This is a genomic window from Polynucleobacter sp. HIN7 (assembly GCF_030297595.1).
Lineage (GTDB): Bacteria > Pseudomonadota > Gammaproteobacteria > Burkholderiales > Burkholderiaceae > Polynucleobacter.
Window position 1 is genome coordinate 445531 of record NZ_AP028138.1, and the last position, 13089, is coordinate 458619.

The 13089-nt window shown below is 48.1% G+C and carries 11 protein-coding genes and 1 pseudogene; all 12 read left to right on the forward strand.

What is annotated here, in order from left to right:
• Window positions 1-17 precede the first annotated feature (17 nt).
• The 12 genes and pseudogenes from serC to rfaD all read left to right on the forward strand — a co-directional run bounded on the left by serC (window position 18) and on the right by rfaD (window position 13049).
• Window positions 18-1112 carry a 3-phosphoserine/phosphohydroxythreonine transaminase gene (gene serC, locus QUE64_RS02305; protein WP_286226148.1) on the forward strand — a complete coding sequence of 365 codons (1095 nt, stop codon included), beginning with the start codon at window positions 18-20 and terminating at the stop codon, window positions 1110-1112.
• Complete coding sequence (gene pheA / locus QUE64_RS02310; RefSeq protein WP_286225750.1) at window positions 1112-2194, forward strand: prephenate dehydratase; 1083 nt, start codon at window positions 1112-1114, stop codon at window positions 2192-2194. The genes serC and pheA overlap by 1 nt, the downstream gene beginning before the upstream one ends.
• 11 nt (window positions 2195-2205) lie before the next feature.
• The gene (hisC, locus tag QUE64_RS02315) at window positions 2206-3342 is read left to right on the forward strand and encodes a histidinol-phosphate transaminase (RefSeq protein ID WP_286225751.1); all 1137 of its coding nucleotides are present in this window, start codon (window positions 2206-2208) and stop codon (window positions 3340-3342) included.
• Entirely contained in the window at window positions 3339-4208 is an 870-nt protein-coding gene (locus tag QUE64_RS02320; protein ID WP_286225752.1) for a prephenate dehydrogenase, read from the forward strand. Before hisC ends, QUE64_RS02320 begins: the two co-directional genes overlap by 4 nt.
• Window positions 4208-5527 carry a 3-phosphoshikimate 1-carboxyvinyltransferase gene (gene aroA, locus QUE64_RS02325; RefSeq protein ID WP_286225753.1) on the forward strand — a complete coding sequence of 440 codons (1320 nt, stop codon included), beginning with the start codon at window positions 4208-4210 and terminating at the stop codon, window positions 5525-5527. The genes QUE64_RS02320 and aroA overlap by 1 nt, the downstream gene beginning before the upstream one ends.
• Window positions 5528-5549: 22 nt before the next feature.
• Window positions 5550-6215: a (d)CMP kinase gene (gene cmk, locus QUE64_RS02330; protein WP_286225754.1), complete on the forward strand. Its 666-nt coding sequence runs from the start codon at window positions 5550-5552 to the stop codon at window positions 6213-6215.
• A gap of 113 nt (window positions 6216-6328) precedes the next feature.
• Window positions 6329-8002 carry a 30S ribosomal protein S1 gene (gene rpsA / locus QUE64_RS02335; protein ID WP_108507959.1) on the forward strand — a complete coding sequence of 558 codons (1674 nt, stop codon included), beginning with the start codon at window positions 6329-6331 and terminating at the stop codon, window positions 8000-8002.
• Window positions 8003-8042: 40 nt separating this feature from the next.
• Window positions 8043-8378 (forward strand): annotated as a pseudogene (locus tag QUE64_RS02340) (integration host factor subunit beta); the annotation flags it as partial.
• Between the two features lie 76 nt (window positions 8379-8454).
• Window positions 8455-9666 carry a lipopolysaccharide assembly protein LapB gene (lapB, locus tag QUE64_RS02345; RefSeq protein ID WP_286225755.1) on the forward strand — a complete coding sequence of 404 codons (1212 nt, stop codon included), beginning with the start codon at window positions 8455-8457 and terminating at the stop codon, window positions 9664-9666.
• Between the two features lie 47 nt (window positions 9667-9713).
• Window positions 9714-11078, forward strand: a complete 1365-nt coding sequence (locus tag QUE64_RS02350; RefSeq protein ID WP_286225756.1) for a UDP-glucose dehydrogenase family protein — start codon at window positions 9714-9716, stop codon at window positions 11076-11078.
• Window positions 11079-11100: 22 nt separating this feature from the next.
• Window positions 11101-12033 (forward strand): D-glycero-beta-D-manno-heptose-7-phosphate kinase, encoded by a 933-nt coding sequence (rfaE1, locus tag QUE64_RS02355; RefSeq protein ID WP_286225757.1) that lies wholly within the window; start codon window positions 11101-11103, stop codon window positions 12031-12033.
• Window positions 12030-13049 (forward strand): ADP-glyceromanno-heptose 6-epimerase, encoded by a 1020-nt coding sequence (rfaD, locus tag QUE64_RS02360; protein WP_286225758.1) that lies wholly within the window; start codon window positions 12030-12032, stop codon window positions 13047-13049. The genes rfaE1 and rfaD overlap by 4 nt, the downstream gene beginning before the upstream one ends.
• The last annotated feature ends 40 nt before the right edge of the window (window positions 13050-13089 follow it).

Consider the following 13089-nt stretch of genomic DNA (forward strand, 5'->3'; position numbering starts at 1 on the left):
ACTAACCGGACTTCATGATGAGTTTTGACCGCCGCATTTATAACTTCGCAGCGGGCCCAGCAACCTTGCCAAGTGAGGTTTTGGAACAAGCGCGCGATGAACTGTTGAATTGGCAGGGCCTCGGTGCCAGTGTGATGGAAATCAGTCACCGCAGCAAAGAGTTTATGGCGGTCTATGAAAAAACCTTAGCCGATCTTCGCGAGCTTATGCGCATTCCAAACGATTACGAAATCTTGCTCTTGCAAGGTGGGGGAATTGGTCAAAATGCGGCGATTCCGATGAACCTGATGCCCTTAGCCAAGAAACCCAAGGCAGATTTTGTGGTGACCGGGATTTGGTCTGAGAAATCAGTCAAGGAAGCGCAAAAATATGGGGAAGCTCACATCGCTGCGAGTTCCCAGGCGCAGGGGTTTCGGTCGATTCCAGATCAAAGAACATGGACCTTGTCCGAAGATGCGGCCTATGTGCATATCTGTGCTAATGAGACGATTGGCGGCGTTGAGTTCTCTGGGTTTCCAAAGCTTGGCAAGACCCCATTGGTTGCTGATATCTCGAGCAATATTCTTTCAAAAGCGATGAATGTGAGCGAGTGTGGCGTACTTTTCGCTGGCGCACAGAAGAATATTGGTCCCGCGGGGGTCACCATTGTGATTGTGCGCAAGGACTTGATGGGGCATGCGATGTCTATTACCCCCTCAATCTGGGATTGGGCCAAGGAGGCGGCTAATCAATCGATGTTCAATACTCCACCCACTTTCCCAATTTATGTTTCGGGCTTAGTATTTGAATGGATCAAGCGGCAAGGTGGGGTAGAAGAGATGGAGCGCCGTAGTCAATTGAAATCAAACATGCTCTATGAGTTGATTGATGGAAGCTCCTTGTATGAAAATCGCGTGGATCCAATATGTCGCTCGAGAACAAACGTCACATTTTTTCTGAAAGATGAAGGTTTAAATGCAGAGTTTTTGGAACAATCCAGTGCTGCAGGTTTGGCAGCCCTCCGAGGTCATAAGGCTGCAGGAGGGATGCGCGCTAGTATTTACAATGCCATGCCAATTGCTGGCGTTGAGACTTTGGTGGAGTTCATGCGTGAGTTCGAAAGGCGTGCCTAATGTCAAATGATGATCAGCGCTTAGCTCCGCTACGTGCCCAGATTGATGCGATCGATCAAGAGCTTTTGGAGCTTTTATCGAAGCGCGCAAAGGCGGCCCAAGCGGTTGGTCATATTAAAAATGAGTCATCAGCCCCTATTTTTCGTCCTGAGCGAGAGAGCCAGGTAATCCAGAATGTTTTACAAAAGAATCCTGGCCCGTTGCTGCCAGATGGTCTTGCTGCGATCTGGCGCGAGATCATGTCAGCATGTCGTGCACTTGAATCCAAGCAAACTATCGCTTATTTGGGTCCAACCGGTACCTTCTCGGAACAGGCGGCGCATGAATTTTTTGGGCAGTCGATTGACGGCTTGCCATGTGCGAGTTTGGATGAGGTGTTTAAGGCGGTTGAAAAAGGGGTCGCTACTTTTGGGGTAGTGCCTGTTGAGAACTCCAGTGAAGGAGCTGTTTCGCGTACCTTGGATTTATTGCTAGAAAGTCCATTGCAAATTAGTGGTGAGATAGTCTTGCCCATTCGGCATCACCTCTTAACCAAGCATGGAAGTTTGGATGGTGTAAAAACAGTTTGCGCTCATGCTCAGGCCTTGGCTCAATGCCAACAATGGTTAAGCATGCATGCGCCTCAATTGCATCGGCAGGCTGTTAGTAGTAATGCCGAGGCTGCACGGATGGCCAGTCAAGATCCAAGTATTGCCGCGATTGCTGGTGAGCCGGCTCAATTGGCTTATGGTTTGCAAATTGTTTCAGCGCAGATTCAAGATGATCCAAACAATCGTACACGGTTTGTCGTGATCGGCCAATATGCATGTCAACCATGCGGTCATGATCAGACATCTTTGGTGCTATCGGTCGCCAATCAACCTGGAGCCGTTCATCATTTGTTAGGTCCATTAGCAAAACATGGAGTGTCCATGACGCGGTTTGAATCACGACCAGCCCGCAATGGGTCTTGGGAATACCATTTTTATATCGATATTGATGGGCATGCGAGTAATGGCAAAGTAGCCACGGCAATTGCTGAGTTAAAAATGATTGCTGCCTTTTATAAAAACCTGGGCTCCTATCCGCGCGCTAAAAATTAAGACTTTCATTCATGACCAAAAAAATTGGCTTAGATCATGTGCATGAAATTGCACCCTATGTTGGTGGTAGACCCATCAGCGAAGTGGCGCGGGAGTTTGGCTTAGAAGAAAGCGCGATCGTGAAGTTGGCCTCCAATGAAAATCCATTGGGTATGCCAACGTCGGCTAAGGAAGCAATGTTGCGGGCCGCCAATGATCTAGGCCGCTATCCAGATTCCAATGGTTTTGAGCTTAAGCGCGTTTTATCCAAGCGGCTGGGGGTTCCAGAAGACTGGATTACCTTGGGAAATGGTAGCAATGATATTTTGGAGCTTACCGCTAGAGCGGTAGCACACACTGGTGATGCTGTCGTATTTTCTAAACACGCGTTTGCAGTTTACCCTTTGGCAACGCAAGCGATTGGCGCAAAAGCAGTGGAGGTTGCTGCTGATGCAAGTTACGGGCATGATCTGCCGGCCATGCTGCAGACCATTCGATCACTCGGGGAGACTGCCAAGTTGGTATTTGTAGCGAACCCAAATAATCCAACCGGTAGTTACTTGCAGCCAAAAGCGATTGAAGCATTTATATCTGCGATGCCTGCGCATGTCGTGGTGGTGTTAGATGAGGCATATAACGAGTACCTTGCCCCAGAGCAGCGCTACGACGCGATTGCTTGGGTAAAAAAATATCCTAATTTAGTAGTCTCACGCAGCTTTTCAAAAGCCTACGGATTAGCAGGGTTACGTATTGGATATGGTATCGCGCAACCCCATTTAACTGATTTATTAAACCGGATTCGACAGCCATTTAATGTGAATAGTTTGGCGCAAGCCGCTGCTATTGCAGCTCTAGGTGACGAAGCATTTTTACAGCGAGGCTATGAACTAAATCGAGCCGGTTATCAACAATTGATACAGGCATTTGAGCAAATGGGCTTAACCTATCTGCCCTCATCTGGAAATTTTGTTTTAGTGAGGGTGGGCGATGATGACGAAGCGGGTGCACGCGTCAACCGTGAGCTATTAAAGAGGGGTGTGATTGTACGACCCGTTGGTAATTATGGGCTACCTCAGTGGCTCAGAATCTCGATTGGTTTACCAGAAGAGAATACTATTTGCATTCAAGCGCTTGGCGCCATTTTAAGTAAGCCACAGGGTACTGCATGAGCCAAAATCAGTTTGGAACAGTCGCCATTGTTGGCGTTGGTTTGATTGGTGGATCGATCGGCTTAGCGCTCAAAAAGGCAGGGGTCGTTACTGAAGTGATCGGCGTCGGTCGAAGTGAAAGCAATCTTGAAGAGGCCAAAAAATTAGGGGCGATTGATCGCATCGATGATCTTGTGGGCGCAAGTAAAAAAGCCCAGTGGATTATTTTGTGCGTGCCTGTTGCGCAAATGCGCGCATGTTTTCAAACGATTGAGCCACATCTCAATCCGCACACATTGATTACTGACGCCGGTAGTACTAAAAGTGATCTGATTGTGGCGGCTAAAGAGGTTTTGGGTAAGAAGGTCTGTCAATTTGTTCCGGCCCATCCCATTGCAGGTGGTGCGCAGCATGGTGTGGTGGCAGCGAAGGCCGATTTATTTCAGGGAAAACAAACCATTATTTGTCAGTTGCAAGAGAACTCGGCAGCAGATGTGGCTCTGGTTGAGAGTTTTTGGCAGGCATTGGGTTCGCGTATCAAAAGGATATCGGCGATTCAGCATGATGCAATCTACGCAGCGGTTTCGCATTTGCCTCATTTGCTGTCATACGCATTAATGACGAGCGTGCTGAACTCCGAAGATGCTGAGCAAAAGCTTGGCCACGCTGGGGCTGGATTTCGGGATTTCACGCGGATTGCCGCTTCGAGCCCTGAGATGTGGCGCGATATTTGCCTTGCTAATAAATCAGCGATTTTGAAAGAGCTAGACCAGTATCTCGTGATTGCAAATGCTCTTCGTGACCTGATTGCCAAGGAGGATTCGCAAGCGCTCGAGAAGGTTTTTCTGAAAGCCAGTGAAGCTCGCAAACGGTGGGAAGAGTCGTAATGGCGAGCGAGTCATTGCAGATTGGACCTTTCCAAGGCGCCAAGGGTCAGATGACCCTGCCTGGATCAAAAAGTATTTCGAATCGCGCCTTGTTGCTTGCTGCGTTATCAAGCGGTACGACTACTCTTAAGCAATTACTTGATGCCGATGATACTCAGGTGATGCGCAACGCCTTGCGTCAATTGGGCGTAAAGGCTGAGGATCATGGTCATGATTGTGAGGTGACAGGTTGCGCTGGCATTTTCCCAGTCAAGCACGCCGACTTATTTATGGGAAATGCCGGAACTGCCATTCGGCCGCTCACTGCAGCATTAGTCATGCAAGAGGGCGAGTATCGACTCTCTGGAGTACCGCGGATGCACGAGCGACCGATTGGTGATTTAGTTGACGGACTCTCGCAAATTGGCGCGCAGATTGATTATGAGCAAGTGGTCGGTTATCCGCCGATTCAAATCCATGCAGGCAAGCTTGTCTTGCCAGAGGTGATTCGGGTTAGGGGCGATGTCTCCAGCCAATTTCTAACGGCTTTATTGATGGCACTGCCTCTCGTAGCCCGTAAACCAATTCAGATCGAAGTGATCGGTGAATTAATTTCTAGACCATACATCAACATCACAATTCAATTGATGGCCCGGTTTGGGGTTGAGGTAAGCAACCCAACGCCCAATCAGTTTGTGATTGCGCCCACTCAAGCTGGGGCCGTATACAAAAGCCCTCAAACACTCTGGGTCGAGGGCGACGCATCCTCCGCATCTTATTTTTTGGCTGCCGGCGTTCTAGGCCGTGGTCCAGTGCGCGTTCTTGGGGTTGGTAAAAATAGCATTCAGGGGGATATTGCCTTCGCAGATGCCATCGAACAAATGGGAGCAAGAGTGCTACGTGGCGATGATTTTCTTGAGACCAGCGGCGTTATTCATGTCGATGGAAGATTGCGAGGGATTACGATTGACTGCACCACAATCCCAGACGCAGCGATGACTCTCGCTATGATGGCATTATTTGCTCAAGGAAAAACTCGCTTAGAGAAGATCGCCAGCTGGCGGGTCAAAGAAACAGACCGAATTGCGGCCATGGCAACCGAGTTGCGTAAATTAGGGGCAGTGGTTCATGAGGGCGAGGATTTTATTGAGATTCATCCATTAACTGATGAGCAATGGCAGACTCCACCGCAGGGAATCGATACCTATGATGATCATCGGATGGCGATGTGTTTTTCTCTAGCAGCATTTGGTCCAAAGCCAATCTTAATTAATGATCCTTTATGCGTTGCTAAAACCTTTCCGCATTACTTTTCAGAGTTAGCACGAATCACGTATTAATTTCCTATAAAGGAGTATTGGGTTGAGTCTTCCCCCGGTTATCGCAATTGATGGACCTACTGCCTCAGGTAAAGGTACCGTGGCCATGCAAGTTGCCAACCGTCTTGGGTTCCATTATTTAGATAGCGGCGCCCTGTATCGTCTAGTAGCGCTTGCTAGCCAGCAAAAGGGTATTTCACCTTCCGATTGCCGCGCCTTGGGTGGGCTTGCCCTCACTATACAGATTGAGTTTAAAAATGGACTCATTTTCTTGGATGGTGAGGATGTCACAGAGGCGATTCGAGACGAATCCATTGGGGTTTTGGCGTCCCAAATTGCCGTTTATTCAGAGGTGAGAGATGCCCTTTTGGCCCTCCAAAGAGGGTTTCGGAGGGCTCCAGGCTTGGTGGCGGATGGTCGGGATATGGCTAGCCGTATCTTTACAGACGCTGTTTTGAAGGTATTTTTAACGGCCAGTGTGCAGGCTCGGGCGGAGCGTCGATATAAGCAATTGATCGCTAAGGGAATTTCTGCTAGAATGGATGTCCTTTTGCAAGATTTGCAGGAACGAGACGCTCGAGACATTCAACGAGCAACCGCGCCTCTAAAACAAGTTAAAGGGGCGCATTTGCTCGATACCTCGAACTTATCGATTGATCAGGCAGTTGAGCAGGTACTGTCTTGGTACCAAGAAGTAAATAGAAATTAGAAGTGGAAGTAGAAGTTGAAGTTTGGCGCTTAAGTTGGCACCTACGGTAAAAACCGCTAGCTTGAGTTTTATTAACCTAACCCGTCAGTAATTGGCGGCACAAAGTGAACCTCATGTCTGAATCTTTTGCAGCACTATTTGAAGAATCCCTAACCCGTTCTAATATGAAAACCGGCCAGGTTATTTCGGCCGAAGTCGTTCGTATTGATCATAATTTTGTGGTTGTGAATGCCGGCCTAAAGTCCGAAGCATTCATACCCGTTGAAGAATTCCAAAACGACCAGGGCGAGCTCGAAGTCAACCCTGGCGATTTCGTATCTGTCGCAATTGACGCCTTAGAAAATGGCTATGGCGATACGATTTTGTCACGCGACAAAGCAAAACGCCTTGCGTCTTGGATGAACCTCGAGAAAGCTCTTGAAGGGGCTGAGATCGTTACCGGTACAGTGACCGGTAAGGTGAAGGGCGGCTTGACCGTCATGGTAAATGGCATTCGTGCCTTTTTACCTGGATCGCTCGTCGATACCCGTCCAATTAAAGATACCAGCCCTTATGAAGGCAAGACCATGGAGTTTAAGGTCATTAAGCTAGATCGTAAGCGCAATAACGTTGTTCTTTCGCGTCGTGCAGTGGTTGAGGCCAGCCAAGGTGAAGAGCGCGCGAAGATGATGTCTAACCTCCAAGAGGGTAGCGTTGTTCAGGGCACCATTAAGAACATTACCGATTACGGTGCATTCGTTGATCTTGGCGGTATTGATGGCCTTCTCCACATTACTGACTTGGCTTGGCGTCGTGTGCGTCACCCCAGCGAAATGCTGACTGTGGGTCAAGAGGTAACCGCTAAGATTCTGAAGTTTGATCAAGAGAAGAACCGCGTTTCATTAGGTATTAAGCAGTTGGGCGATGATCCTTGGGTTGGTATTGCTCGTCGTTACCCACCCAATACACGCCTATTTGGTAAGGTCACCAATCTGACCGATTACGGTGCGTTCGTTGAAATCGAGAGCGGCATTGAGGGCTTGGTTCATGTATCTGAAATGGATTGGACCAATAAGAATGTGGCTCCAAGTAAAGCAGTTGCTTTAGGAACTGAAGTAGAAGTGATGGTTCTAGACATTGATGAAGATAAGCGTCGTATTAGCTTGGGTATTAAGCAATGCAAAGCAAACCCATGGGAAGAGTTCTCACGTAGCCATCAAAAGGGTGACAAGATCAAAGGCGCAATTAAGTCCATCACGGACTTTGGTGTCTTCATTGGCTTGCCTGGTGGAATCGATGGTTTAGTTCACCTTTCTGACTTATCTTGGAATGAGCCTGGCGAAGAGGCTGTTAAGGCCTTCAAGAAAGGCGATGAATTGGAAGCTGTTGTTTTGGCAATTGATGTTGAGAAGGAGCGTATCTCTCTTGGAATCAAGCAAATGTCAGGCGACCCCTTTAACAACTTCACATCGACCAGTGATAAAGGTAGCATGGTCACCGGTACCGTGAAGAGTGTTGATGCTAAAGGTGCTGTGATTGCCCTCGCTGATGAGGTCGAAGGTTATCTGCGCGCCTCAGAGATCTCAACCGATCGCGTTGAAGATGCGCGCAATGCTCTGAAAGAGGGTGATTCTGTCACTGCCATGATCATTAATATTGATCGTAAATCACGTTCGATTAATTTATCGATCAAGGCAAAAGATAGCGCTGATCAACAAGATGCCATGAATAAGTTACAGGGTGATGCTGGCTCTGGCACAACCAATCTTGGCGCCCTGTTGAAGGCGAAAATGGATAATCAAAGCTAAGGTGATTCCGCCACCCTTTGGGTGGCGGGCTAATTAGACTATGTCAGATCAAGAGCACCAAGCGATAACCCGTTCTGAGCTGGTTGAGAGTCTTGCGGAGCAGTTCCCGCAACTCCTGCCTCGGGATGTTGAGCTAGCAGTAAAAACCTTGCTAGACACCATGACCCAAGCCTTAGCTGAAGGCAAGCGTATTGAGTTACGTGGTGTGGGCAGCTTTGTTTTGCATCATCGTCCCGCTCGGACTGGACGCAATCCCAAATCGGGTGAGAAGGTTCTTATCCCAGAAAAGCGTGTTCCGCATTTCAAGCCGGGTAAAGAGCTCCGTGAGCGCGTTGATTACAAGCCACTTGATCAAAAAATTACTTCTGACTCGGGTAGCTCGGGTGCCTAATCCTGTGGTGGCAGATCTCTTAGGGATCTAAAAATAGTACGTCTATTCATTTGCCACTGAAATGATTCAAATTGAAACTGGTTGGTTACTGCTAATCCCCATATTTTTTGGTTTGGGTTGGCTAGCTTCTCGCTGGGATTTACGCTTAGAGGCAAGGCAGGAAGAGCGTGAACGACTTAAACAGCAACGCTCAACTTTCAAGGGCTTAAACTTATTACTCAATGAGCAGCCAGATCAGGCGATTGAAACCTTGGTCAAGGTTGCCCAATTGGATCCAGAAACGGTTGATCTGCATTTTTCATTGGGTAATTTGTTTCGCCGTCGCGGTGAGACCGAGCGCGCGATTCGCGTTCATCAGCATCTGGCCAACCGTGAAGACTTGAAACCGCGCGATCGAGATCATGCCGCATATGAGTTAGGCCGCGATTTCTTGCGTGCCGGTCTATTAGACCGAGCCGAGGCATCTCTCAATCAAGTCGGTGCTGGCAAATATGCCGTACCCGCCAAAGAAAGTCTTCTCGAGATGTATCAAATTGAGAAGGACTGGAAAAAAGCCATTATTGCTGCTAATGAACTTCAGGGCTTGCAGGATAAAAGCCATCAATTAGAGATTGCGCAGTTTTATTGCGAGATTGCCCAAGAAGCGCTAAGACGCGCTGATTTTCCTGAGGCAGATGGGGCCATCCATCACGCCCTATCGGCAATTCCAAACCATGCCAGAGCCTTAATCTTGCAGGGTGATTACTACTTGGCCAATGAGCGCCCCCAACAGGCGATTGATGTCTGGGCAATTGTGGCGAAAGAGAATCCCGCTTATATGCATTTAGTAGCCGATCGGTGGATGGCTGCACATCATGCTGTCAACCAAGTCGATCTTGGTTTAGATCAATTACTCGTTCTTCTCAAAACCCAAGCCATTGGGGAGCTCTTGGACATCGTGCATAAGCATATGATGCAAATTCGGGGGGCTCAGGCGGCCGAAGCCATGTTAGTTGATGTCATGCAGCATTCTCCGACACTCAGTGCTTTATCAAAACTGGCGGAGACGCGTTTAGCCTTGGCAGAAATGACGGGTCCCGAGACACGGGTAGCCGATCTTAAGTCTACCCTTGGGTTACTCAAGCAGCGGACAACTGCTTTGGCGCGTTATACCTGTGGCAATTGCGGATTTCGGGCAAGGCGTTTTTATTGGCAGTGCCCTGGTTGTAATCATTGGGAGGCATACTCACCCCGACGGACTGAGGGCGCTGTTCCGAGCGGCCCGTCGATGTAATCAATCACTCAAATGATCTAGTAAGTACTTTGAATGAGGAATAAAGATTGAAAGTCACTATTGTTGGAAGTGGATATGTGGGATTAGTTACCGGGGCATGTTTAGCCGAACTCGGTAATACGGTTTTCTGTTTAGATCTCGATCAGAAAAAGATCGATATCTTAAACTCGGGCGGAGTTCCAATTTACGAACCGGGGTTGCAAGAGATGATCGCCCGTAATCGCGCGGCTGGACGCATTCAATTTTCGACCGATGTGGCAGCGGCTGTTCAGCATGGTGAAATTCAGTTTATTGCCGTGGGTACCCCGCCAGATGAAGATGGCTCGGCCGATTTGCAGTATGTGATTGCGGCAGCACGCAATATTGGCAAATATATGAACGGTCCCAAGGTCATCGTTGATAAGTCAACGGTGCCAGTTGGTACTGCAGATAAAGTGACTCAAGCCATTACCGAGGAATTAAAAAAGCGCAATTTGGATCTCACATGGTGCTCAGTGGTCTCCAATCCTGAGTTTTTGAAGGAGGGTGCTGCGGTTGAGGATTTTATGCGCCCCGATCGCATTGTGATTGGCACCAATCAGGATGCCGCGGGACTGCGTGCCAAAGAACTGATGCGCAAACTCTATGCACCATTTAATCGTCATCATGAGCGTACCTATTACATGGATGTAAAGAGTGCCGAGCTTACAAAATATGCTGCCAATGCAATGCTAGCAACGCGTATCTCGTTTATGAATGAGCTTGCCAATTTAGCCGATGCGGTTGGTGCTGATATTGAGGCCGTTCGCCAGGGCATTGGTTCCGACTCACGGATTGGTTATGGATTTTTATACGCAGGAACAGGCTATGGTGGCTCTTGCTTTCCAAAGGATGTATCAGCCTTGACCAAAACAGCTTTACAGCATGGGCGTGACCTAAAAATCTTAGAGGCCGTCGAGGCAGTCAATCAGAGCCAAAAAACAATCTTGATCGAGAAGATTACCAAACGTTTTGGTGATGACCTCTCTAAGCATCGATTTGCAGTATGGGGTTTGGCATTCAAACCCAACACGGATGATATGCGTGAGGCTCCTAGTCGCTATATTATTTCTGAGTTAGTCAAGCGTGGTGCAGAGGTGATGGCTCATGATCCAGTTGCAATGCCTGAGGCACAACACGCCTTTGAGATCGATTTTCAAGGAAAACCAGATCAGCTTCAAAAAATTTCCCTAGTAAAAACTCCTGAGGATGCCTTAGTAGGGGCCAGTGCATTAATCATTGTGACCGAGTGGAAGGCGTTCCGTAGCCCTGATTTTGATCATCTAAAACAGGCGATGAAGAACCCGATCATTTTTGATGGGCGTAATTTGTATGAACCTCAGTCCATGACCGACCTCGGTTTTGAGTATTACGGAATTGGTCGGCATAATTAACATTTGAATTAAATTTAGAGCGATGACTGAGAAAGCTGACCGTACACAATTTAGCAAAGCACGCCTTTTGGTGGTGGGTGATGTCATGCTCGATCGCTATTGGTTTGGTGACACTAGTCGTATCTCGCCTGAGGCCCCAGTTCCTGTGGTTCAGGTTGGCAAGATTGATGAGCGTTTAGGGGGCGCAGCTAACGTAGCCCGCAACGCCTCGGCTTTAGGAGCGCAAACCAGCCTTCTAGGGGTGATTGGAGTGGATGAGGCTGGCAAACGTGTAGAAGCCTTATTGCAAGATAGTGGTGTACAAAGCTACTTACAATCTGATCCCAAAGTACCCACGACGGTTAAGTTAAGAGTGATTGCTCGGCAGCAGCAACTGATTCGTTTGGACTTTGAGGAAACTCCGAGTCCAGGCTCGCTCGCTCAAAAGCTCAAGCAGTTCGAGGCATTATTGCCCGAAGCAGATGTTGTTATCTTGTCCGACTATGGCAAGGGTGCACTTGAGCAAGTAGCAAGCATGATTGCTCTAGCAAAAGCCAAAAATAAGATCGTTCTGGTCGACCCAAAGGGTGATGCATATGCGAAGTACCGGGGGGCTACTGTATTGACGCCCAATCGTAGCGAATTGCGGCAAGTGGTTGGCGCATGGTCGAGCGAAGCGGAGCTCACCCAAAAAGCGCAAGCCTTGCGAGAGCAGCTTCAGGTTGAGGCTTTACTCTTAACTCGCTCTGAGGAAGGCATGACATTATTTACATCAGCGGGCGCAAGTCATGTACGTGCGCAGGCCCGCGAGGTATTTGATGTATCAGGCGCTGGCGATACCGTCATTGCTACTTTAGCAGTAGCCTTGGCAGCCAAATGGCCGCTGGAGCGTGCGATGGCCCTAGCCAATCGCGCTGGAGGAATCGTAGTCGGTAAACTGGGAACAGCAACCGTTTGTGCAGAGGAGCTACAGTGACCTATATCGTGACTGGTGCCGCCGGATTTGTGGGTGCGAATATTGTTCGTGCCTTAAATGCCCGTGGTGAAAAAAATATTATTGCAGTCGATGATTTGCGACCTGCAGATAAATATCGCAATCTAGCCGATTTGGATATTGCCGATTACATCGATAAGAATGATTTTTTAGAAGGCTTTCATGAGGGCTGGTTTGGTAAGGTAAAGGCAGTATTTCATGAGGGTGCCTGTTCGGACACGATGGAGACCGATGGGGTTTTCATGATGAACAATAACTATCAATACTCTATCAATCTCTATGAGATTTGCACCGACCAAAAGGTGCCATTTCTTTATGCATCATCGGCTGCAACCTATGGGGGATCTGATACGTTTGTAGAGGATCGTCAGCATGAGAAGCCTTTGAACATTTATGGCTACTCAAAGTTTCTGTTTGACCAATATATGCGTGCACGCATGGCTGAGAAGGCTCCGACCGCTCAGGTAGTTGGCTTTCGGTATTTCAATGTATATGGTCCACGTGAGTCCCATAAAGGGAGGATGGCCTCAGTCGCATTCCATCATTACCATCAGTTCAAAAAAAATCAAACGGTCAAATTATTTGGTGAATATGGCGGCTATGCACCCGGTCAGCAATCACGGGATTTTGTATCGGTTGAAGATGTTATAAAAGTGAACCTATTTTTCTTGGATCATCCAGAAAAGAGTGGCATTTTTAACCTTGGCACAGGTCGCGCTCAACCTTTTAATGATGTCGCACTAGCAACTGTAAATACCATGCGTAAACTGGCCAATCAACCAGCGTTAGCATTGGCAGATTTAGTACAACAAGGTTTCATTCAATACATTCCATTTCCTGATGACTTGCGGGGCAAATATCAGTGCTTCACACAAGCCGATTTAACTCAATTAAGGGCGGCAGGCTATACCGATAGCTTCTTAGATGTTGAGCATGGTGTCAGTCAATACATTGCCTGGTTATCAGAAAATTCTGATTTTTTAGCCAATCCCCTCTAGACTATTTTTTTCGTCAACCCAATCAACCATTGGGCGTTGA

Coding starts and splice junctions, on each gene's coding strand:
- serC (WP_286226148.1), top strand. CDS start 18: ATGAGTTTTGACCGCCGCATTTATAACTTCGCAGCGGGCCCAGCAACC.
- pheA (WP_286225750.1), top strand. CDS start 1,112: ATGTCAAATGATGATCAGCGCTTAGCTCCGCTACGTGCCCAGATTGAT.
- hisC (WP_286225751.1), top strand. CDS start 2,206: ATGACCAAAAAAATTGGCTTAGATCATGTGCATGAAATTGCACCCTAT.
- QUE64_RS02320 (WP_286225752.1), top strand. CDS start 3,339: ATGAGCCAAAATCAGTTTGGAACAGTCGCCATTGTTGGCGTTGGTTTG.
- aroA (WP_286225753.1), top strand. CDS start 4,208: ATGGCGAGCGAGTCATTGCAGATTGGACCTTTCCAAGGCGCCAAGGGT.
- rpsA (WP_108507959.1), top strand. CDS start 6,329: ATGTCTGAATCTTTTGCAGCACTATTTGAAGAATCCCTAACCCGTTCT.
- lapB (WP_286225755.1), top strand. CDS start 8,455: ATGATTCAAATTGAAACTGGTTGGTTACTGCTAATCCCCATATTTTTT.
- rfaE1 (WP_286225757.1), top strand. CDS start 11,101: ATGACTGAGAAAGCTGACCGTACACAATTTAGCAAAGCACGCCTTTTG.